This window comes from Mesopusillimonas faecipullorum (assembly GCF_020539505.1).
Classification (GTDB): domain Bacteria; phylum Pseudomonadota; class Gammaproteobacteria; order Burkholderiales; family Burkholderiaceae_B; genus Mesopusillimonas; species Mesopusillimonas faecipullorum.
Genome location: NZ_JACDXW010000011.1, coordinates 1 through 22,198 on the forward strand (window position 1 = coordinate 1; position 22,198 = coordinate 22,198).

The following is a 22,198-nucleotide window of genomic DNA, read 5'->3' on the forward strand; positions in this document are numbered from 1 at the left end:
CGCCCCGGCGGGCAACTGGGCAGACGCGAGCAGAAGCGCGGAAAGGATGATGGCTGGCTTCATGTCGTGTCCTCAGCTCAAGGGATCGCCACGCGACGGGTCTGGTCGCCGGTCTGGAACACGGCGGAGTTGCCCTCGACCGCCTGAAAGCGCCATGGGCCGAGCGAATCGCCGGGCAGCAGTACCTCAAGCTGGTCGGGCGTGAAGTCCCCGCTGCTCGGCGCGACGGACAGGCTGCGCTGGCCGGCGCGAAGTTCGGCGCCGACGATGCGGAACGGCAGTGGCAGCGGTTCCGGCTTGGCGCTACGCCTGCGCGGTGTGCGCGGCTGAGCGGGTGCTGCGGTGCGCGCAACGGTCAGGCGCGTCTTGATTTGCTCGACCTCCGTGCGCAGCGCCTGAAGGTCGTCAGCAGCGGCATAGCCGCTCAGCGTTGTCTCGACTTGGGCAGCGCGTGCTTCCAGGAGTTCGCGGGTGTCTTTAAGGTCTGCCGCCGTTGCGACGGTTGGACGCTGCTGGATGGCCTCAATGGCCTCGGCCAGACCCACCGCCTGCGCTTCGAGACCTTGCAGGCGGGAATTAAGCCGCTCCTGGTCGGCCTGCTCGTTCACCGCCTGGTAGCCGAGAGCGACGAAAACGCTGAGGCCGATCAGCCAGAGCCACATCAGGCTCTGCAACATCATGGCGGTGATCGGGTGACGGGGAGACTGCGCGGCATTCATGGCTGGCCTCCCGAAACCGAAGGCATCAGCGGAAACGTCTGCACCGCCTCGGCAGCAGACGGTTCGTGTGCGTGCTCGGCGGTCGCACTGCCTCCAGCCTGCTCAAAGCAAATCTGCCGTGCCCGGTCATTCGCGTGCAGTTCCCAGGCCGGGCCAGCCAGGGTAAGCAGCGCATCGCGCAAGGTCATGGGGCCAAGATGCAGGTGCGCCGCCGGCAGCGGCAGCGCATACAACTCGGTCACGGCGTGGGCTGTCTCGCAAAGCTGGTAGCCACTGCGTTTGAGCACATGCCGCAGGCCATCGCCCACCGTGGCGCGGGCGTCCTCGGGCATGGACACGTCGATGGTCTGCAACAGCAAGTCACGCTGCGCCGCCGTGGGTGCCAGCTCGACCAGCGTGTAGCGGCCATAGCGCACGACGGGAATGAACTCGGGTGCGTCGGGTTCGAGAGCGGAGGCGACGCCTTCTATGGCGTCTGGCACCAGCGGCGTGGTGGTGGTCGCGCAGCCGCTGGCCAGCGCTGCGGCCAGGAAACCAGCGCCGACCAGACGCCGGGATACATGGGTTGCGAGCATGGCATCGGCTCTTCTGTTGCGATGCCGATACCTTGACTGCGAGTGATTACGCAGCCAGCCAGAAATGCGGACTGGGGCTTTCCCGATTTCTGGAAGGCGATAAGGCCAGGGTGTGGATGGCCCTTTGGAGGCCGTTTTCCTGGTTTTTCTAGAGGTGCGTACCTACATATCGCACCCCGACATTGAAAGAGTTGGCTATTGGTTACCGCTGCGGAGCATTTGAAGCAATCGACGTGCGTTTGAACTTAGAAGGTCAGTTGCCTCATCAAACGACAGCCCCCACGCTTGGCCAAGATGCCGGGCAGTGATTTCTGCGCTCCACGGCATGACCGCTTTGCCTCCAACCTGTGCAAACGGACCATCACTCTCAGGCACAACTAGGTGTCGTGGGAGCTTGGCCGCCAACATGCGACCGCTGTTCGACGCAAACGCTGCCGGCCCAATGCTGAACCAACAGCCTCGTTCTTCCGCTGCCCGCAACTCTTTTGCTGTTCCGGTAAACCAATGAAGGACTGCGGTCCCGAAGCCGGGGTGTTGATCGAGGATCTTCAGCACATCGAACACTGCTTGTCGCGAATGAATGCTCAGTGCTCTACCACCCAGTTCTGCGCTGCGCTCGACGACCGCCTCGAAAATATGGCATTGCACGTCATAACCCTTTCGATATCGAGCTGAGCCGTCCAGGCCGACCTCTCCTACGGCGTTTACCAAGGCCATCTGTTCAAGCAGCAGGTCGAGTTCTCCACCACGCTCATGAGCAATCTCGGGGTGAAGCCCTGGTGTAACCAGCACATTCGCAGCCCCTCCCAGCACACGTGAGGTTGCGACAAATGCCTTAGGACTGGTGGTCACCAGCCAAGTGAATTCGTTCCGCGCTGCAGCCTCTCGAAACACCTCCAGAGCATTCGGGTAGAGGTCCAGATGGCAATGAAAGTCCATCACAGCACACCATCGCGCTGCAGCAGAGCTGAAAGTTCATCGATGCCCGCAGCCAGGACCTGCCGATACGCCTGACGATCCTGAGGCGCTGCAAAGGCAAGCGATGCACCGAGGAAGCGGTTCAAACCTTTCCCCTGCACGTCCAATACAGCCTGAGCAGCCGCCATCGCATCGTCTGGCCCAGACGTCTTGTCAGCACCCACGAGGACTGGGTGCACGTACTCGGTAGTGTCTGCCGCTGGGTCCCACGCGAGAAACGCAGCCTTGCGAATCATGCATGGCACGCACCGGCCACAGTGCTTTCGGTTGTAGGTCCGGAAACGCCCGCAGCTTGTCGAGTGAGCCGCAAACGCCCTCAGCAGTGCTTGGTCCTGGCACTGTTGAAGCATCTGACCTTTCGTCTTAAAGCGGTACGGCAATTCGAGCGTCACGGGAACCGCCAGTCCGTCAAGAAGCGCCTGCAGCATCTCTATAAATTGCGGATGGGTGGTGCGTGTGCTTAGGCTCGATACTCGCCCCGGTACAAGCGGCGGATTGATGCAGATGAATCCGTTCTCTGGAACAAAAACCTGAACCGGATTGCCAACAATGCGCGATGCAGCCAACACCGCAAAGCCATAGAAGGCCAGTGAACGAGCCCGAGTGGAAGTTTCGCGCTGTCCACTGAAACTAATGCCGTGGCTCCACTGCCAGTGCGAGCCCATACCGCCGAGGCGCGTCGCATAGTCCCGCTGCCGTTGCGAATCCTCATGGGCAAGCTGAGAAACGAAAACTGGTCGCCGCCCCTGGGCCACAAGATCGATGCCTCCGATGAGGCTGTCCAACCCGCCCGACAGTAGCGAGACACAGTCGTGCATAGACTCCGTGGGTCGGCCATCAGGAGGGGGGGCGCCCCCAGCAACGAACCGAAGCGTCCAGTGATCCCCGGTCAAGACCTTGAGCATGTTTTCGAGATGCTGCTGGAAGGGCAACCAACGCAGCGGCTCATGCAACCCTACGGTGAGCTCAATCACCCGAGTCCACCCATCAGCACTGGCCTTACGCAGACAGGCCAAGTCAGTTGCACAAACTGAGAGACAAAACTGCGCGAAGTCCCATGCCTGGGGGCTCGGAGAAAAGCCCCGCCGCTTAAGCGACCCTCGCCATCCCTTGGCAATGGTGCCGACTCCTGAACGTTTGGCGCTCTTGAAAAACGTAAAGGCCAGTTCATTTTCCGGGAGGTTCCGTGGCAGAGCATCGACTGCGGTGCAGAGTACTTTCATCATTCGACAAATACCTTCAGGGTTGCAGCCAGAACTTCACTGGCGAGACGGTGGTGGTCGATTCGTTGGGAACCTTGCCTGTCCAGAACCACCCGCACTTGTGCGTGTACGTACTCCTTAACGTCGTTGCGATAGAGCTGGATTTGCCTTGCGTCGAACTTCAGTTTCTCGTAGGTCTGTCCAAGCTGCAGGTCAACTCTATTGCAGAGGTCGTTCGCAACAATGAAGCCGATGACGTCGGCAATCTGGGCGTCTGTCAGGTTGAAGATGTCGACATCTGGAGCTGTCTCGTAGAGTTTCCCCAGCGCTTCGGCTGCCGCATTTCGCAGCGAATCCTCATCCACGCTGCCGACCCCCGGCAGGACCTCCTTGACGACATCTAGAACAAGGTCGTTTGCGGAAAGGTTCTCTGCTCGGACCCGTGCGACCCAGTTGACGATTTGCTGATCAGTACCGTCACGTGCTGCGGCAAGAAACTGGCCCAACTGACCGGCGCCCTGAGCAGTGGCTCGCATCGTGGCTGCAGCACGGCGAGGTCCGCCCATGCCTTTGCTGACCATGCTCTTGGTGGCGGAGCGCAGAGCGTCCCGCCCGCCGCCGCCCAGGTATGTCGACATGCTGGATCTAGCCGGGGCAAACCGCCGGTCAGGGGCTAGCGCGCCGGCAGGCGCCTCCGTCGCATCACCTTCGACGGAGTTTTCATCCGCCTGACCGTGGTCGCCGTCGACTTCATCTCCGTCAGCAGGATTCGCCACATCGTTGTCGCCTGGGTCTGTCCCATCTCCGGCCACGCCGTCAGAGGGACCGAGCCACTCCGGATCAAACGGCGAACGCGAACCGCCTCCGCGACTTGAAGTTGATGTTCCCATCAGCGTGCGCCCTTCTTTGCTTGCTCAATTGCCTGTTTAACTCGCCGCGAAGCATCTGGCGACTCAAGCCAACTCTCAAGAGTTGTGCGAGTCCAAGGCTGTTCATAGAGCAAGGGCACAACGCCTGGGCCAACATCTTTGACGGGGGCTTGGGCCAGGAGGATCGCCGCCTTGGCATTGAGCTCAGGGAAGACTTTGCAGGGCTCGAGCAACGGAACGACATCCTCGACCTGGCGCCAAGTCCGTTTCGGAGCTTTGAGTTGCCACACCTTGGCCATGACAATCTCGGTCTGGATCGCCCCGGCAGCTCGGATGGCCTGAGTAAGTTGGTCGTTTGCTCCGATCGCAACCTGTAGCGCATCTCGCAGGGCTCGGCCCTGCGGCGTCAGGTCATCCCCGCCGAACTCCCGGGTCGCTGTATCTCGGCTGAGATGTAACAGCGGTCGAAGATCCAGCTCTCCGAGAGCAGGCTCAAGACTCAACCACTCCTTGTGGAAGAACTCGTCCTTGAACGGGGCGGCGGGCGCGCCTCCCTCGCGAACAGTCTGCTCGGCCACGCGTAATGCGTCTACACGCCCCTCATCGGCCGATGTGACCTTTGATGCCAACTCATTTGCAAGCGCCTCGTCGCAGCGCTCAAGCAGGTGCCACTTGGCCAGGGCTTTGAGATCCAACTGGATGCCCTGAGGCTCAGCCAACGCCGAACGAAGGAACACGGTATTGAGAAACCGCTTCATCAACCTTGGGTTAGCGTTGACCTTGCTCGATGTTGCCAGCAACGGTGCCAGGCCCTCGGCGAGTTCCATAAGGGCAACCATTTCTCCGTTACCCACATCGACAAGGCTCTTCAGGAATTCCAGTGTGACGGCATCCCCTCGCCAGCTGGCTCTCAAGCGCTCGGGAACAGCGACTAGCGCGCGTTTGAACCTGTCCTCGTCAAACTTTCCATCTGCTTTTGCACGCTCAAGCAGCAACATCGCTAAGTATGCCTTCGCTTCGTTCACCCCGAGGCGCGGAACATGCAAGGGAACTTGAATGAGCTTGTCGAAGTAGTTCGTGGCCACTTCGTCGCTGATGCCAGTGCCTTCGAAGTGAACCCGAACCGCTCCCTTGATGAAGTCGTTGTCAGCGGCAACGACAAAGGCGCTTCGCTTGAGGAATAAGAGCAGACGAATGGACTCCAGAGTTGAAATAGCTGTCTGTGGAAGGCAGCGGTCGAGATCGTCCACGAACACGATCAGCGTAATCTTTAGCTCTTCAAGAAGCTCTTCAAGGGCATCTCGAAAAGCCTGAATCTCATTGGGAAGGGAAACAGGCTCGGCCGGTTTCAGCAGGCTTGATGCGTTTTCCTGTTCTCCGCCGCCGTCGCCTTCTGGCTGCTCGCCGAGAACGCCAGCTTTCGCCAGAACGCGGCCAACCAGTCCAACAGGAATTCCCGTCGCAATGGTGGCGGCAGCTTCGCCTCCAAGTTGAACGAGCCGGAGCAAATTGATGCGTTGAAGCAGCTTCTTGGCCTTCTTCAGCAAGCCTTCACTAGTGCTGGCACGACGAAGCACCTCGTCGCCGACCATTTGTAGCAAAGCGCTGCGAGCGCCTTCGAAATCTTGGTAGAGCCAGGGGTTGAAGGTCACCACCACGTAGGTGTTTTCCTCGGGCCGCGTCCCTTCATCAAGGCGTGCAGCAATCATACGTACCAGCGAAGACTTACCGACCCCCCAGCCTCCGGACACCCCGACTGAAATCGGTTGTCCATTGGCTTGCTGCAGCAGCTTGGCGCAGGCATCAGCGACCACGCCGAAGTTTAAATAGTCGATGGTTGTTTCGTTGTCATGCCACATATTTTCTCTCAGGAGGCTACGTGATTAGTATTCGGCTGCTGCGGATGTGCCTCAGCTTCTACTTGCTGTCGAAATTCATCTAATGTCACGCCATAGATCAAATTTCTTACTATAAGGCCCCCACCTCAGGTTTGCACCAAGACGATACTCGGATGAAAATGTTTGACTTTCACCTCAAAGTCATCGGCCCACCACCACAATGAACCGAACAGCGCCAGTCACAGCGCTACGCGCCATGCCTGGCGCACACGAAAAAAAGGCCCCGAGCGGGGCCTGTGAAGGTGAATGCTGTACTTTCCGGATCAGGCGGTGACCAACTGCCGGGCCAGTGCGACCTCGACGGAATCACCGTCCTGGTTGAGCACATCCAGCCCCGATTCGGGCACATCGCCCGAGGTGGACTGCGAGACCATGATCTTCTTGGCCATCAGTTCCAGGCAGGTCATCTGCGAGGAACCGGCGTAGCCGAGGTAGATCACGCACACGGGCTGTTTCTGCCCGATGCGCCAGGAGCGGCGTGCTGCCTGTTGGAGTGAGTACACGTTGTAGCCACTTTGCATGAACACAATCGTCGGGAACTCCAGCAGGTCCAGCCCCGTCTTGACCAGCTCGGGATTGGTGACAAGCACGTCGATGCCACGGTCCAGTTGCTCGGCGATCCAGTCCTCGCGGCGGCTGGCGTCCACGCTTGCGCGCAGTACCGCCACCTTGAAGCCTTCCTGCTCCAGCAGCCCCTTCAGGCGCGACGTGGTGTCGCGCGTGCCGGTATAGACCGTGTAGGCCAGAACCTTGCGGCCCTGTTCCTTCTCCGCTTTGCAGATATCGATCAGCTCACGCTCCTTGGGGCTGATCTCGAACTCATTGAACTGAGCTGGAACAAACGCCAAGGTGTTGCGCGTGCGCGGATGCACCACGGTCTCCGACCGGAAGCAGCAATCCGGCCAGGCCAGCAGCACGTTGAGCACCACCCCCAGCAAGGTCGTATCGCGTCGCGCCAGAGCCTGTTTCAGCTCTGCGGTCAGCCGACCCGCCAAATCGCGGTAGGCCGCAGCTTGCGCCACGTCCATCTGGACTTCACGAAACTCCTCGTCATACGGTGGCAGGACGTTGCCACCGATGTCCTTGAGCTTGAGGAAGATGGTGAACGGCAGGATGCAACGCAAAACCCCTTTCGGGCCGAAGCCGGGAGCCTTGACCGTGCGCACCGATACCTTGGTGCCCTTGGCCGTCTTGTGCGCCGTGCCGGCGCTCTCGGAGTAGATGTCCTTGAGGACGCCGTGATCGCGCATGAACGCCATCGCAGCCGAGGTCATGCTGCCGCTCGTGGTCGGGCGGTAGCCGTCTTCGATCATCCGTCCTGGCAGTGCCCGGAACAGCAGGTAGAACAGATCATCGCCGTAGCCGCCCATCAGCGTGCCGGTCAGCAGCAAGGTCTTGCGAGCCTTCGCCGCCAGCACGCCCATGGCCTGGCCCTGGGCACTGCCACCGTTCTTGTACTCGTGCGCCTCGTCGGCGATGAGCAGGTCGAACGTGCCTTGCGGCAGGTAGCGTTTGATGAACTCGGACGGTTGGTAGCCGCCCTCGCCAAAGCCAAACTCCATATTGGCCATCGCACGTTCCATGCGCGTGGCCTGACGGTCGGAAAACACCAGCTCGCCGTTGCCATCCATGAGGTTGATGAACTCATGAATGTTGTCACCCAGCATCGAGGCCAGGAAGCCGTCACCAAACTTCTGCATCAACTTCTGCGCGGTGACTTCCCCGATGGTCGGGATGCGCTTCAAGGCTTTGAGGACGACCGAGGACTGGTCGCTGCCGGACAGACTACGCGGGCGGATCAGCGTCCACAGGGGCGCGGCGCAGTGGCTGCACTTCCTGCGGGACTCCTCGGCTTCGAGCGAGATCGGGTTGACCGGTTCGCCGTCGAGGTCGGTGATGACCGTGCCGCAGTTCGGGCACGCTGCCACGTCGCCGTGGCGGGTGCGCCGCTGGGTGAAGACCGGCTTCCAGTGGAACCCCATCCGCATCCTGACGCGGCCCAGGATGAAAAACTCCTGGCCCGTGGGCTGCACACCCAACTGCTCGCGCAGCTTGATGAGCTTGACCAGCGTATCCGGGCCATTGAGCACCCAGACCTTGGCGCCGGCCACCGTCTCCTGGATCTCGCGCCGCCACTTGTAGACCAAGTGGGGAGGCGAAAGTACCAGCGTGCGGCGGTAGCCTTCGGCGTTGAGCACCGCGGCCGTGGCGATGCCGACGGTCGTCTTGCCGCAGCCCATTTCGCCATTGACGATCGCAGCGCGTTCGCCTTGATCGACCAGCAGCTCGGCGGCAGCATGGACAACGTCGGCCTGGGCCTGGAACAGCTTGCGCTTGAGGCTGGCAACGACGAGTTGCCGTTGTGCTTGCGCTTGGCCGGTATAGACCGGCGGGTTGGCGCGGTTGAGAGAATCAAGCAGTTCGTCGCCGAACTCGCCGACAAAATCCTGAAGACTCAGGGTCAGAGGGGATGATTCCGCTTCGAGCAGTTCGCCCTGTACGGGCGCTGCATCGCTGACGGTGGTGTCGAGATCAACGGACATGGTGATGCTCCATAAAAAGAATGGGGCATGCACCACCCCAGCGGGGCGATGACATGCCCCGTGGTGGGAAGAGAGACGGCGAACCGTCGGTGGTTGGACAGTACAGGCGCTCCTTGGCCTGCGGTGACAACTCGCGGTCAGTACTCGCTGGGCAGCAACAGCGTGGTGACGCTGCGATCCCATTCGGTGATGATCCAAATCTTCAGGTCGGGGGTGACCTCGTAAGAAGAAAACAGACGATCCTCGCCGGACTTCAGCGCGGCATCGTTCTGCCGCCTGTCGCTGTCGTCGAGGTCGCCCCAATCGCCGCCGAGGTGGCGATGCAGGTAGGGAGTCGGGTTGAGCCGGCCCTGTTGGACCAGGTCATCGACGCCGAGGGTCATGACCACCTGGCCTGGCGAGAAGCGCAGGCTCGGTGTCTGGCTGATGGAAAGTGCTTGGGCTGCCATGGAAGGCTCCTTGAGATGGAGGGGCCACGGCACCCCATCGGGGCGACTGGACCCCGGTGGGTGGAAAAAATTGACGGCGAAACGTCGGCGGTGGAGAAACGATCAGCGGATGGTCAACACCTCGCCCCGTGTCGGGGAGTCAGGCGTCATGTCCCAGGCGCGGATCACGGGGACGAACTTGTCAGTGAGGATGCGGGTTTCGGCGATCGAGCCGTCTTCGCGCTCGGTGAATTCCCGCTGCAGCGTCTTGTCCTTGTGGGTGTCACCTTTGACGACGAGCACGCGCCCCGTCCTGGATTGCACGACTCCCGAGATCGCGCCTGCGGCCAGCGCCAGGGCGAGATGCCAGTGGGACAAGGCCCGCGCCGGTGGACGCAGCGTCTGCTGCGCGGCCCCCAACTGCGTATCCCGCGACGGCCAGAGGCCTTGCAGTCTGCCCACTTCATCGGCGAACTGCTCCGGCTCCATCGTCACGCGGAAGAAATGCCCCGGCTCCGCCGGGCTGGCGGGGACGATGTACGGCAGGAACGGCCATTCGCTCGGCAGCTCCTCGGCTTCGACTTCGCCAAGCCCAATCTGCAGCAACAGACTGCGCACGGCCTTGACGGCATCGGGTGTCTGCTCACGCTGACGCACCCGTCGCCCGAAGATCACCACCTGCTTGAACTGCGTTTCCACCGCTCGATAGATCCGCAGGTCGGTGTAGTGGCGTGTCAGCCAGCCGACCAGCTCGGCATCGAGCACGTAGCCGGGGACGATGAACACCAGCACGCCGCCGTACTGCAACAGGGGCAGCGTGCGCTGGTAGAACAGCTTTTCGAGGCGGGCTCGGCCCTGACCTTGATAGCCAATGTTGCCGTTGACGTCCTTGGACAGGTCGCCATACGGCGGATTGAGCCACAGCAGACCGAAGGACTGCTTGGAGATCATCGTGTCCATCAGGTCCGCGTGCAGACAGTGATCGACCAGACCACGGGCATGGCGCGCCCGCTCTGCGTCGAACTCGACGGCGAACGCCTTGGCATGCTCGCGCCCCAGGGCATGAGCCGCTTCGGCGATTGCCACGCCTTCGCCGGCGCAAGGATCGAGGATGCACATCGGCCCATTGGATTCAGGCGCACTGGGCATCAGTGCATTGAGGGCTCTTTCGAGCGTCGGTTCGTCGGTCGGGAAGTACCCGTTTTTCACGAAATTGCGGGCGAGCCGCGGGAACATGAGAGCCATGGAAGTCTCCTGGTTGGCGGGGATGATTGGCGCAAGCACGTCTTGGCGTGCCTGCGCAGGTGGGTCAAGCCGCTACCGTTTCCGGCGTCCAAATCTTGGCCGGATAGGGGTAGGCGGTGAGCACGTCACCGCGGATCAGCGAGCCGAGCGCCTGGGTCAGCGCCGGCACGTCGATGGCGAGCCGATGGCCCACCAAAGGCCCGAGGGCGAATGGCAGACGGGTCAGCATCTCGCGGCTTTCCAGTAGTTCCAGCACGGTTTCGCGCCAGTGGTCGAGCAACGGCAGTGGGCAGGTGTCCTGCACCAACGTCCACAGGCGGTCAAGCCGGTGGTCGCTATCGCGGGGCAGCAATGCCAGTGCGCTGACGTTGCCCTTGTCGGGCTTGATGCAGCGCCGATCGAACAGCCACACGTTGGACAGCGAACCGAACAGCGTTCGCCGGTAGGCGCGGGTCATGCGCTTTTCCAGGCGATCGACGTTGCCGACGAACACCGGGACGCTGCCGCCCTGGTCGGTGATGACGTGGAACTGCTCCAGGCCTTGCTCGTCACGCCCGAGGGTCAGGCGAGCGAGGAACTGCTGGACGGCGGTGTCCCGCGCCCAGATCGACAGGAAGATCAGATTGCCCTGGTCATCGCCGACGCAAGAGTCGGCCATCACGTCCGGGCATTCGTCGATGCGATACAGCGTGGTGGAAGAAGGGTTTGCGGGCATGGTGGTGTCCTCGGATAAGCGGGAACAGCAGCGCCGCTGGGGCAAGTGCTGCCCCTTGGGGTGGTAGGGCAAACGCCCTGGTTCAGGCCGTCAGCGTCGTAGCCGGGGCTGCTTTGGGTATGCGCCGCTGCGCGTGGTAGGCGCGAACGCCTGCACGCCAGTCGGCGGATTGCTCCGGTGCGAGATCCAGATAGGACAGCGGGCACGAGTAGTAGTACGGGTGCATGGATTCGTCCAGCGGCTTGTAGCCCCACTGGCCGCCGCTGCGTTGCAGCAGATCGCAGCGGATATAGCGCAGGGACTGACCTGGCGCGAGATCACGATGTACGCCGTCGGCCTTGGCCGTCACTTGCGTAACGGACCAGAGGACGTTGCCACGCAGTGCGTGGGCGATGACCTTCACGCTGGTGCGCTCGGTCTCTTGTGGTGTGATCAGTTCCGCGATCAGTTCAGACCGCGATTGGGGGGAGAAATACCAGCCCATGAGAGGCCTCCGGGAAAAATGAAGCCGGATGCTTCCCCCGAGGGGAAGGCCCCCGGCGGGTGGGTGAGGAACACCGCAGATGCAGCGTTCCGTACTACGCGGGTTGTAGTTCGGCCTGGCGGCTCCACTCTTGCGTCTTGAAGTCCAGCGCATAACCCAGTTTGCTCAAGCGAGCGATCTGCGCGCGCAGGGTGCGACGGTCGATGGTCGAATCCAGTTTCACGGACTCATCCAGCGGCCACAGCAGGCCGAACAGCGCGGCATCGCCCTCTTCGGTACTGCCGGAGGCAGTCGCCGTAGCGGGCGTCGGCGCATCCACACCAAAGGGGGTGGTATCGACCAGCGGGTCTGCGGATGCCTGCACAGGTGCGGGCTTGGCGGGCCTGGACGTTTTGGCTGGTTTGGCCGGCGTTACCGCAGGCTGTGCGCCCAGCTCTTCATCAAGTGGATCGAGGTCCTGAGTGGCGAAGCTGCGTGCCTCGTCACGGCTCAGTTTGTCGATGTCGTAGAGCGTCATTCCGTCCAGACTGGCGCGGATTTCGAAACGCATGCCACCACCGACCGGGTAGGACTTCGGGAAGATGTATCTGATGATGAATTCCCCGTCGTATTTGCCTTCGGGGTATTGCTCCAGCTCCGGGTCCTTGACCTCGAACGTACCCAGGTGCGTGGCGAGACGACCGACGGTGAAGGGGCCGTTCTTGCCGCGAATGGTGCGCAGCGTGAGTTGGCCGGGGACGACGATGGACGAAGCCGATTTATCGGATGCCGATGTGGCTGCCATGATGGTTCTCCTTAGCGATTGGGAAAACGACAAGGCCCGCGAGGGCCTTGCCGATCAGAACGAAGCAGCCAATGCCGGCTCCTGCTTCTCCACTTCACCTTCGGGCTCGCGCTCGGCGGGCTCGGCAGGCTGATCGGCAGCGGGGCCGGCGTCCTCGGCTTCGGACGCGGATGCGTCCTGGGCTGGCGGCGTCTCGGCTTGCGCGGGGCTCGTCGGATAGACCTTGGTGCCGTCGATCTTGATCAGGCCGATGTGGATCAGCGTCGATTCCAGGCTTGCGGCCGGTTCCCCAGCGCGTTCACCCTTGGTGCGGATGTACGGATCGATCTTCATGTCGTTGAGACGGAAGGCGATCAGCACCTTGCAGTCCCCTTCGATGGCCTGCACGCACCGGCGAACCAGATGCTCGGCTTCAGGGGTGGTAACGATGGTGTCGAAGTACCGATACTCCGGTTCATCGACAGGCCCGGCCAGCGCGGCGACGGTGCAAGAGAGGAACGGGTCGCCATCTTTGGGCGTGACGTCCTTCGGACGGCTGAGGTAGCCGATGCCGCGGGTGATCAGCTCGTGATGCCTGATCGAAGCCAGTTCGGCTCGGTCAAGTGGCTCGGCCTTGAGCAGTCGCGCCTTGAGGGACGCGGCGGCTTGGCCTTTCTGCTCGCCCTTGTCGCGGATGTACGCATCGCCCCACAGGTCGCCGAGGCGAAAGCGCACCAGCGGGCGCTGCTTGGGATCGTCAACGCCGATGCAGCGCTCGACCAGCTTCTTGGCCTCGGCACCCGAGACCTTGACGTCGAAATAGCGATAGCTGGGGTCCTTTGCGGAACCGACCAGCGCGGCGATGGTGCATGCCAGAAAAGGCTGCGCACGGCGGCCGCCCCGAACAGGCACTTCACGGACACGCTGGATGTAACCGATGCCCGAGGTGTGGAGGTCGAAATACGATTTCTCGTTGGACGTGGTGCTCATGGTGAATCTCCATAGGGATGAAGCGGAGACACACCAGTCCCACGCTGCGGGGAAAGGTGCGTAACCCCGCGATGGGTTGATAAGGCGAAAGCATCCACCACCAGAGACTGGTGGCCGCTCGCGGATGGATGCGGTGCGAGCTGGCTCGGTCACGCAGTGGGAGCTGCGCCGCAACCTCGAAGACCGATGGTTGCCTGGCATGTCGCTGACAACGTCAGCAGGCATGGGCTCAGCATGGCCTCGCCTCGCGCGCGAGGCAGCCATCAATCGGCATCCGGGCGATTCCCTTTGATGAATCTCCCAGGCAGAAAAAAGGCCCTCCTTCCGAATGGAGGGAGAGCCTGTGGGGGCATGTCGCCTGGTTTTTTTCGTGGTGTCACGCAGGTACAGCGCGGCGCCGTCGGGACGTCTCCGCGCCGATCACGCTCACATCGATCAGACGCCAGCGTCCGTCGTCGATGAGCCGCTCCAGCACTTCGCCGAGCATGTCGAAGTACACCTCGTCGTGCCGATCGACCAACTCGCCGTCGCGGCGCAGCTCCACCGCATAGGTATCGCTGCCGCGCTGGTAGAGGATCGTCACCTGGCCGGCGAACTTCGCGGTCGAAACCGTGAAACTGATCGCCGGGGGCGTTTCGATGATCCTGGACGGCTTCGGATCGACCCAGGTGAAGTCGTGGGCGCCCGCATCGACCAGCATGTGGGTGATGCGCCGGAACCCGTCGGGCGCCGGCATTTCCTCCAACTGCTCGATGAGCTGACCCAGTTCCAAGCACTGCGGCTCGGGAATGGGCAGCTTGGCCGGCGCGGAGCCGAGGATGTGTGTCTTGACGGTGTAGGGAGTGCCGTCGGACATCATCTCGGTGCGCTCTTCTGGCGTGTCCGCACGCAGGCCGTCGAAACGGCGACGGGCATAGGGTTGGACATGCACCTTGGTGCCCTCGCTGGGAACGGTGGTCACCAGGTTGGGATCGAGTACCGCGAACTCGCTGGGCTTGAGCTTGACGACGATGGCGTCTTCGCTGGCTGCTACCACCTTGCCGTCGAAAGGCTGGGGATCAATGACGAAGCCCAGTGTCGAGGACTGTGGTTGATCATCGAACACGCGATACTTGAACGACCGCACGTTGCGCGGCACATGGCCTGCGACCAGCGAAGGCATCAGGGTCTTGATGAGAGAGCGATCCATGTGAATCTCCTTGAGGAAGAACAAGGGATTCCCCGCCCGCAAGGGAGAGATCCCTTGTGGGTGGATGGGCGCGATGCGTCCGTAGGAAGAAACAACCAGCACGGTTTCCCGCGCTTGCAGCCTTGAAGGTCTTGGCTGCCTGGGCATGTGTCGGCAACGCCGACGAACATGGGGTAAGGATGGCCCTGGAGTGAGCGGCCTGCGCTCAGGAAACCGCAGCGCGCCGCACCCGCTTTCCTGCGCCGCGCCAAGAAAAGGCCCCTCGAAAGGGGCTGGGTGGTCAGGCTTGGTACACGAAGTAGTGTTCGCGCTGACGTGGAAAGAACACATGCTTCCATGTGTCGCCGCCGGTGTTGCCACCGTCGAAGACGACCATTTCGTAGTCGTCAATGTCGGTGTCGGCCAGATCGGCGCTGGCGATATGGCGCATGTGCAGCGTGCCACTCAAGCGCTCGAATACCAAGATCTGGCCGATGGCGTCGTCCTGGCCCATGGCGTTGACGCAGGCTCCAAGCTGATGCTCGAAGTCGCGTGCGGGCGAGATGAGGTCGGGGAACATAAAGTGCTCCTATGAAATTGGACCAACCCGGCTCCTAGAAAGGAGACGGGCTGGCATGGAGGGCAAAGAGGAAGGTGGGCTCGTGGTGTGTTTGCTAGGACTCGGCCAGCGGCAAGCCCGGCAACACGGGCGCGTCGGCGTCGAGGATGAGGATGCGCACATCGGCCTGGCCAGCCAGTTCCAGGATGTTCGCGAGGTCGTCTGGCATGCCCTTGCTGCGGTGCTCCTGCCGAAGCTGCTCGGCGGTGATGCCATCGGCGTGCTCCAGGTTCTGGTCCGTCCAGGGCGTTGAGATCAGCTTGACGCCGATCGCCGGGCTGTACGGAACCCGAAAGGCGATGAACAAAAAGGCCTCCGGCGTGGCGAGGTCCGCCAGATTGGCGAGGTACTGGCCGGTTTCCTGGCTGATGTGCGCGCTGCTGATTTCCCAGCAGCGGCTGTAGTAGCCGGTCTCGAAACTCAGGCGCTGCACGATTTCCCGCGCGGCCTCGACCGAATAGCTGTCACCGACGTGGATCAGGCGACCGTCGAAGTCCTCGCCATGAATGGCATAGACCACGGCACCGATCACGCCTTCGCCGTTAACGCCCTCATCGGCATCGCATTCGGCCAGCACCTCGGCGCTTATAGGTTCAGAGCCGTTCGTGACCACCGCGAAATCGCTGGTGACGATGCAGGAAGATGAAATCAGTTCCTGGTCGGAAAGATGTTGCTGGCTCGGGTGGATATTTCGCCAGACATGCGGGCTTCCGTCCTCGTAGCTGATGGACAGCGTGCGGACGATTTTCAAGTTCCAGTAGCCGCGAACAAAGGGATTGGGATTCTGAGACATGGGAACGCTCCAGATTGAATAATGGAGCCAATTCCCGCCACCGGGAATTGGACCCGGTGGGTTGAAAAGGGAAAATGCGTCAGTCGGCGCTGATCGTTGGCTTTGATTCAGCCGCTTTACGCTGGGCTACGGAAAGGAAATCGAGGGACATGGCCGTGTGGGCGCATGTCCCTCGTGGGGAACGAAAAGACGGGGGTGTGCCCGAAACGGGCTCACCAGCCGCTGTAGTTCACCATCAAGTCGGCGATGACCTTGCGGCGTTGCAGATCGAGGCCGTCGAAGTCCGACAGCCCGTCGAAGTGGCAGCGCTTGAGCATGGCACCGCCCTCGCGCGCGTTGTAGAAGCTGACCATGGCGGACAGGAACATGCGTTCGCCGCTGCTCAGGACGCCGAGGGCATCATTGAGCAGCAGCATGTTGGGACGCAGATCCCACTTGCTCTTGGCCTGGTTCAGACCTTCACGGGTGCCGTCGCCGAACCACTCGGGACCAGCAATCTCGGCACCACGCTTCCAGGCCTCGAAGAAGGCTTGGGGCGCGGCAGCGAAATGCTGCTCTTCCCGCATGATCTGATCGACGACGTCCTGCGGCAGCAGTTGATTCATGGCGTGATTCCTCCAGTTGGATCAGGGAATGGCGAGCTGGGACCAGCCGCCTCTTTCGAGGGCACGTTGAGCCGCCGCATGGCTGCGGAAGTATTCGTGCGATTCCCGCGAAACGGGACCTTCGGTATCGCGCGTGCCGATGTAGTGGCCGGCGGCGCTTTGCAGGACTTCGAGCGGCAGGAACTTGCCGCAATAGGTCAAGGCCAACTGGCCGAAAGAGGCTTTGTGGGACATGGGTAGGCTCCTTGAAAAAAAGCGAGGCCTTGTCCCTCACGGGATGGCAGCTCCCGCACGCGGTGGATAAAAAGCATCGGCGTCACGGGGACGCACGTCCGCAGACTTGATGCGATACGGACTGGCGGGTTACGCGGGGAGAACCCGCGGCAGCCTGAAACCCATGGCTGCGGGCATGTGCTGACGAATCAGCGAACATGCGGGCAGCTTCGTCCGGGGGGCCGTGCTGCGTCAGTTGGAAAACGGCATTCGGCCCAGCCCGGATTGATGGGCGCGGAGACAGAAAACCCGCATTGAGTGCGGGCTGTCAGAGGTGCGTGGGTGCGTTGGCTCACTCGGGCGTTTCGCCCAGGACATACTGCTTCCACAGGGCGAATGCCTCGTCCTGTCCCAGTTCGGCCAGGACCACAATGGGTTGCGCCTGCCGCGCACGCAGCGAAGCGAAATACGCCTTACGGTCGGCGATGGACTTGAGATTGATGCCATCGATAAACAGCAGCTTGCCACCCTTGATGAACAGCACCTTGTTGCCAAGGTCGCGCTCGAACGCGGCTCGTACTTTCTCCGGTTGTTGCATGCGTCGGTTTCCTGTTGCTGTGGCCGGCCATTGGGTCGGAACGTTGATCGGCGAGATAAAGGTGCCGAAGGCTCGCTGACCTTCGGCTCGGGAGGGAATAACCACCCGTGGGCTGTTGCAGGCCCGGTCGTCGCTCGAACCGTCTGCTCATCAGCAATCACACCCGGCCCATGTCGTGGTTGGGGCCGGCATCGTCTGGCGCACATCCGCGCACAAAGGGAGCCCGTTTTTGCGCCGGTGGGCACCGGCACTGAATACCGCTGACCACAAAGGGTCTCCGGGTGGCTCGCGCTGCCAGGCAAGCCATCGGGGGACCCTTCGCAGTAGGCGAGAGAAACACAGACCAGCAGAACACGCGGGAGACGGTTCGCGGAAAAGCTACCTTCAGGTCCCGCAGCCGGGGACGGCTGGACGGGACGCGCACACGAACAAGAAGGCGTTGCGCGCTGGGCGACCCGCAGGGGCGTGCGGGACACGGGCCACGCCTTTGAAACAGGGTGCGGCCCACGGGAAACGGAGTCGGTCAGGCGCCTTTGCGGCTGCTGCTACGCGAGCGCGAAGCGCCACGCTTGGGCGGACCGGATTCGACCGGCAGCGTGCCATTGCAGTCAGGGTAGCGACTGCACGACCAGAATGGACCGCTCTTGCCGGTGCGTTGGCGCGTCGGTGCGCCGCACTGCGGGCATGCTGGCCCATGGGGAAGCTTGATGGACAGGGACATGCTGCCGTACTGCGCGATCAACTGCGAAATCCAGGTGGTCTGCTTGCTGAGGAATACGTCCAGGGTGAGCTGTCCGGCCTCGATCATGTCGAGCGCCTGCTCCCACACCGCTGTGGTGCCGGGGTCTGCAATCGCTGCGGGCACGGCGTCGATCAGCGTGAACGCCGCATCCGATGCGCGAATGGAGCGGCCCTTCTTCACGATGTAGCCACGGGCGATCAGCACGCTGATGATGTTGGCCCGCGTCGCCTCGGTGCCGATGCCCGTTGTGTCTTTGAGCTTCTGTTTCAGACGCGGGTCGGTTACGAAACGCGCAACGCCCTTCATCGATTTGACCAGTTCGCCCTGGGTATAGGGCTTGGGCGGCATCGTCTTGAGCGCCTTGATCTCGACCTCGGCCACCTGGCACGCCAGGCCCTCACGCAGCGGGGGCAGCACCTGGCTGCGCGCTGCGGCGTCGCCGTCCTCATCCGCTTGCGGCTCGGCCAGCACCAAACGCCAACCCTTGATGACCACCTGTTTACCGGTGGCCGCCAGCATCTGCTGCCCGCAGGAAAACTCAGCCACGGTACGGTCGAACTCGTGGTGCGGTAGGAACTGCGCCAGGTAATGCGCCCGGATCAGCCGGTACACCGCCAGTTCCTTCTCGCTCAGAGCAGAGAGGTTCGCGGGTTCGAGCGTCGGAATGATGCCGTGGTGCGCCGTGACCTTGCCGTCGTTCCAGGCGCGCGAACGCTGGGAGCGGTCGAGCTGGCCCATGATCGGGCGCAGCGAGGGATCGGTCTTGAGCAAGCTGTCCAGGACAGTCGGCACTTCCGCGAACATGCTTTCGGGAAGGTAGCCGGAATCCGAACGCGGGTACGTGGTGGCTTTATGGGTCTCATACAGAGCCTGGGCGATCTCCAGCGTCTCCTGCACATCCAGCCCAAGCTGCTTGGAACAAACCTCCTGAAGCGTGCCCAAGTCGAACAGCAGCGGTGGCCCTTCGCGCACGCGCTCGGTCTCGACCGACACGACCTGGGCGCTGCTCGCAGCGCGGATCTGCTGCGCGGCATGCTGGGCGATAGGCTGCTGCAGGCAGCGGCCGGCGTCGTCGGTGCAGTCATCGGGCGGAACCCACTGCGCGCTGAAAGCCTGTCCACCTGCGGACAGAGACACGTCGATGGCCCAAAACGGCACCGACTTGAAAGCCGCGATTTCGCGGTCGCGGTCCACGACCAGCTTCAGGGTCGGGGTCTGGACACGTCCGACCGACAGCACGCCGTCGTAGCCCGCCTGCCGCCCGAGCACAGTGAAAAGACGGCTGAGGTTCATGCCGACGAGCCAGTCTGCCCGCGAACGTGCCAGCGCCGAGTAATACATCGGCAGCGTATCGGACGACGGCCGCAGCTTGCCGAGCGCGGTGCGGATCGACGCATCGTTGAGTGCCGATAGCCACAAACGCTCGATGGGACCACGGTAGCCGCACAGGTCGATGATCTCGCGGGCAATCAGCTCGCCCTCACGGTCGGCGTCTGTCGCAATGACAAGCTGGGTCGCCTTCGCCAGAAGCGCCTTGACGACCTTGAATTGCGTGGCGGTCTTGGGTTTGACCTCGACCCGCCACTGCCGGGGAATGATGGGCAACTGCTCCAGTGACCAGCGCTTGAGCGCCGCGTCATAGACCTCGGGTGCTGCCGCTTCTACGAGATGGCCGATGCACCAGGTGACGGTGACGCCGGAGCCGTTGAGGCAGCCTTCACCACGCTGCGTCGCGCCGAGAATCCGGCCAATATCCTTGCCCTGGGAGGGCTTCTCGCACAAGAACAGCCGCATATCCGTCCATCCGATTTCCGTGGTTCATTGAGTTGCTGGAATCGAGGATGCCGGGCACCGCCAGGGGCAGCAGCAAACAAGTCGCAAGCGGTGGCGACCACTTTCACGGGATGGAATGGCTCGGGCGGAGATAACGTGCAGCCGGGGTGTGCGGGCCTGGAGCAGCGATTTTCGGGAGCGCGTGGAAGCCGGTGGACGCTGATGGAGCTATCCCCTGGGGATAGCTCGCAGGTGCATGGACAGCAGCGAAGCACCGCAACTGCCTCCATGCCGGATCACTTCCTGCGCTTGACCTCCTTCGGCGCAGCCGGTTCCTGGGCTGCTTGGGGCTTCGGCTGCGCGTCCTGCGCAGTTTTGGGGCTGAGGGTCACGGACTCGACGCGGAACGGCAGGATGCCAACGCTGCGCGCGTTGATCTGCCAGGTCTCGCGTGGCTGATCTTCGTTGTCCGTCCAGGGCTCGCGCTCCATGCGGCCGACGACCAGCACGCGCATGCCTTTCTGGTACAGGTTCTTCCAGTGCGCGACGTCACGGTGCCAGATTTCCACCGGTGCCCAGAAGCCGCCGCGATCCTCGAAGTCGCCGCCTTTGGTGGGAATGGGGTTGTCGAAATACACGTTCAGCCGCAGTAAGCGCCGCGGCTCGTCGTTGCCGTTGGGGAACTCCCGGTACTCGGGGGGCGAACCGATGTTGCCCTCGCCAGAAAAATGCGTGCTCATGTTGCAATCTCCGTGGTGGTTGAAATACCCGCGCCTCATCGGCGTCTGGCGCGTGCTTGGGGTGCCCGGCGTGATCACCGATCGCGCATTGCGGGGGGCATGGACTTGAGCCGGCGCAGGTAGGCGTCTTCCGCCTCGGCCGCCTTGCTGGCGCATTCCTGTGCCTGCCTGCCCAGGGTGTGCAGCAGACTGATCTGCATGTTCAACGTGATGCGCTGAATCTCGATTGCGTGCAGCTCGGCCAGCAGATTGACCGGCGTGCCAGTGCTCGCCATCAATTCCTGCCACAGCGCCACACCCATGGCTGAGCGGTCGTGCTTGCGCCAGCGCAAAAACGCCGTGCCTGCGCCAGTGGTTTGCTGGGCCAACTCCACGGGCAGCAGGTGGAAGGGATGCCCGACTGCCTGTTGCAGCACCTGCCGCTGCGCCAAGCCAATCAACTCGTCGCGCATGGCGAAGCACTGGCTGGCCCAGCCCTCAAGATCCCCCTTACCCTTAAAAGGCTTTAAAAGGCCTTTTAGAGAGGCAGCGTGTTCCAGCTTCATGAAGGCAGCCTGTTGCAGGCCCTGGAAGTAGCGGGGTTCGCGGTTCGGATCGCTCATGCCTGCTCGCCCTCGACCTCGCCGGCGCCGACCTCGGGCACCGCGCCGGTGGCGGCCTCGTCGTTGGGGGCAGGCGCTGCAGCAGGACTCTCAGCACGCTGTTGCAGGCCACGGCGCACGATGGGCGGCGCGAACTTCGAGCGGCGCGTGCCTTCCAGCACGTCCTGCGGCAGTTCGCCGAATTTCTCCAACGCCGCCCGTGCTGCGGCGTTCTTCGACACGAAGTCGTCGCGCGTACAGCCCGAATAGCGGTATTGCTGGGCCAGCGAGAACAGGCTGCGCAGTGCATGGGCGCCCTCGTTGAGCCAGCGCTCCAAGGTGCTGCGGTCGATGAGCGCCGTGTGGTGGGCGAGGATCAGTTTGCGGGCGATGTCGTCGTAGTCGGCCAGCAGATAGACGGCGGCAAAGCCGAGCTGCGCATTGACGAACAGCGGCAACTTGACGGGCTGCACGTTGAGGTTCTCGCCCAGGCTGAGTGCCGGCGGCACGCTTGCCAGCGCCTGATCCACCTGCTCGCGCAGCGATTGCAGCGTGGTCTTGGTCTGGTCGAGCTTGACCTCGATGCGCAGCATCCACCAGTCCGAGTACGGGTCGTCCTGCTCCGAACCGCGCCGCATCTTGTTCATTTGGGCGATGTAGCCGTTCAGGCCGACGATGCCGGGTCGCCCCTCGGCGGCGGCACGGCCATGCCAGATGCGCGAGGCGTGGTGGGTGTGAAGCGTCAGCGACATCGCGCTGCGCAGGGAACCGAGATTCAGTTGCAGAGGTTCATTGGTTGCCATGGTGTCCGCTCGTTGTGTGGAAAGGAGCGGTCAGCTTCGGCAGGAAGCGGAAGGCCGTCAGTCAACAAACCGAAACCTGCCAGACCCCGGTTCAGCGCGTGGTGGCCGCCTGCGGCGCGAGCTATCCCCTGGGGATAGCTCCATGGAGCGCCAG

22 protein-coding genes and 1 pseudogene are annotated in these 22,198 nt (G+C 62.5%); all 23 read right to left on the reverse strand.

The window, feature by feature from the left end:
• Positions 1-77: 77 nt before the first annotated feature.
• The 23 genes and pseudogenes from H0484_RS14225 to H0484_RS14335 all read right to left on the reverse strand — a co-directional run bounded on the left by H0484_RS14225 (position 78) and on the right by H0484_RS14335 (position 22,044).
• Entirely contained in the window at positions 78-719 is a 642-nt protein-coding gene (locus tag H0484_RS14225) for a hypothetical protein (protein WP_226955302.1), read from the reverse strand.
• Complete coding sequence (gene pilL2 / locus H0484_RS14230) at positions 716-1,294, reverse strand: PFGI-1 class ICE element type IV pilus protein PilL2 (protein WP_226955303.1); 579 nt, start codon at positions 1,292-1,294, stop codon at positions 716-718. Before pilL2 ends, H0484_RS14225 begins: the two co-directional genes overlap by 4 nt.
• A gap of 195 nt (positions 1,295-1,489) precedes the next feature.
• Positions 1,490-2,233 (reverse strand): Qat anti-phage system TatD family nuclease QatD, encoded by a 744-nt coding sequence (gene qatD / locus H0484_RS14235; protein ID WP_226955304.1) that lies wholly within the window; start codon positions 2,231-2,233, stop codon positions 1,490-1,492.
• Entirely contained in the window at positions 2,233-3,498 is a 1,266-nt protein-coding gene (qatC, locus tag H0484_RS14240; RefSeq protein ID WP_226955306.1) for a Qat anti-phage system QueC-like protein QatC, read from the reverse strand. Before qatC ends, qatD begins: the two co-directional genes overlap by 1 nt.
• Positions 3,495-4,250, reverse strand: coding sequence for a hypothetical protein (locus H0484_RS14245; protein WP_226955308.1), 756 nt, complete (start codon positions 4,248-4,250; stop codon positions 3,495-3,497). Before H0484_RS14245 ends, qatC begins: the two co-directional genes overlap by 4 nt.
• 113 nt (positions 4,251-4,363) lie before the next feature.
• Positions 4,364-6,202: a KAP family P-loop NTPase fold protein gene (locus H0484_RS14250; protein WP_226955310.1), complete on the reverse strand. Its 1,839-nt coding sequence runs from the start codon at positions 6,200-6,202 to the stop codon at positions 4,364-4,366.
• A gap of 302 nt (positions 6,203-6,504) precedes the next feature.
• Entirely contained in the window at positions 6,505-8,784 is a 2,280-nt protein-coding gene (locus tag H0484_RS14255; protein WP_226955312.1) for a helicase-related protein, read from the reverse strand.
• A 137-nt stretch (positions 8,785-8,921) separates the two neighbouring features.
• The gene (locus tag H0484_RS14260; protein ID WP_226955314.1) at positions 8,922-9,233 is read right to left on the reverse strand and encodes a hypothetical protein; all 312 of its coding nucleotides are present in this window, start codon (positions 9,231-9,233) and stop codon (positions 8,922-8,924) included.
• Between the two features lie 102 nt (positions 9,234-9,335).
• The gene (locus H0484_RS14265) at positions 9,336-10,481 is read right to left on the reverse strand and encodes a DUF6094 domain-containing protein (RefSeq protein ID WP_282892698.1); all 1,146 of its coding nucleotides are present in this window, start codon (positions 10,479-10,481) and stop codon (positions 9,336-9,338) included.
• Between the two features lie 40 nt (positions 10,482-10,521).
• The gene (locus tag H0484_RS14270; protein WP_226955317.1) at positions 10,522-11,172 is read right to left on the reverse strand and encodes a hypothetical protein; all 651 of its coding nucleotides are present in this window, start codon (positions 11,170-11,172) and stop codon (positions 10,522-10,524) included.
• 82 nt (positions 11,173-11,254) lie between these two features.
• Complete coding sequence (locus H0484_RS14275; RefSeq protein WP_003158624.1) at positions 11,255-11,656, reverse strand: hypothetical protein; 402 nt, start codon at positions 11,654-11,656, stop codon at positions 11,255-11,257.
• A gap of 94 nt (positions 11,657-11,750) precedes the next feature.
• Positions 11,751-12,440 (reverse strand): DUF3275 family protein, encoded by a 690-nt coding sequence (locus H0484_RS14280; protein WP_226955318.1) that lies wholly within the window; start codon positions 12,438-12,440, stop codon positions 11,751-11,753.
• A 54-nt stretch (positions 12,441-12,494) separates the two neighbouring features.
• Complete coding sequence (locus H0484_RS14285) at positions 12,495-13,409, reverse strand: DUF3577 domain-containing protein (protein WP_033981913.1); 915 nt, start codon at positions 13,407-13,409, stop codon at positions 12,495-12,497.
• A gap of 376 nt (positions 13,410-13,785) precedes the next feature.
• Positions 13,786-14,598 carry a hypothetical protein gene (locus tag H0484_RS14290; RefSeq protein ID WP_041025082.1) on the reverse strand — a complete coding sequence of 271 codons (813 nt, stop codon included), beginning with the start codon at positions 14,596-14,598 and terminating at the stop codon, positions 13,786-13,788.
• Positions 14,599-14,878: 280 nt separating this feature from the next.
• On the reverse strand, positions 14,879-15,157 hold the full coding sequence (locus H0484_RS14295; RefSeq protein ID WP_003158620.1) for a hypothetical protein: 279 nt from the start codon (positions 15,155-15,157) through the stop codon (positions 14,879-14,881).
• 94 nt (positions 15,158-15,251) lie between these two features.
• Positions 15,252-15,989 (reverse strand): DUF5983 family protein, encoded by a 738-nt coding sequence (locus H0484_RS14300; RefSeq protein WP_033981909.1) that lies wholly within the window; start codon positions 15,987-15,989, stop codon positions 15,252-15,254.
• A 212-nt stretch (positions 15,990-16,201) separates the two neighbouring features.
• Positions 16,202-16,594 carry a hypothetical protein gene (locus H0484_RS14305; protein WP_033981906.1) on the reverse strand — a complete coding sequence of 131 codons (393 nt, stop codon included), beginning with the start codon at positions 16,592-16,594 and terminating at the stop codon, positions 16,202-16,204.
• A gap of 21 nt (positions 16,595-16,615) precedes the next feature.
• A complete protein-coding gene (locus H0484_RS14310) occupies positions 16,616-16,828 on the reverse strand; it encodes a hypothetical protein (protein WP_003158617.1) in 213 nt (70 codons plus the stop codon).
• 331 nt (positions 16,829-17,159) lie between these two features.
• A pseudogene (locus H0484_RS14315) lies at positions 17,160-17,390 on the reverse strand (hypothetical protein); the annotation flags it as partial.
• A 538-nt stretch (positions 17,391-17,928) separates the two neighbouring features.
• The gene (locus H0484_RS14320; RefSeq protein WP_226955320.1) at positions 17,929-19,941 is read right to left on the reverse strand and encodes a DNA topoisomerase III; all 2,013 of its coding nucleotides are present in this window, start codon (positions 19,939-19,941) and stop codon (positions 17,929-17,931) included.
• A 275-nt stretch (positions 19,942-20,216) separates the two neighbouring features.
• Positions 20,217-20,660 (reverse strand): single-stranded DNA-binding protein, encoded by a 444-nt coding sequence (locus H0484_RS14325; RefSeq protein WP_226955322.1) that lies wholly within the window; start codon positions 20,658-20,660, stop codon positions 20,217-20,219.
• Positions 20,661-20,734: 74 nt separating this feature from the next.
• A complete protein-coding gene (locus tag H0484_RS14330) occupies positions 20,735-21,262 on the reverse strand; it encodes a DUF3158 family protein (RefSeq protein ID WP_226955323.1) in 528 nt (175 codons plus the stop codon).
• Positions 21,259-22,044 (reverse strand): PFL_4669 family integrating conjugative element protein, encoded by a 786-nt coding sequence (locus H0484_RS14335; RefSeq protein ID WP_023124753.1) that lies wholly within the window; start codon positions 22,042-22,044, stop codon positions 21,259-21,261. Before H0484_RS14335 ends, H0484_RS14330 begins: the two co-directional genes overlap by 4 nt.
• Between the last annotated feature and the right edge of the window lie 154 nt (positions 22,045-22,198).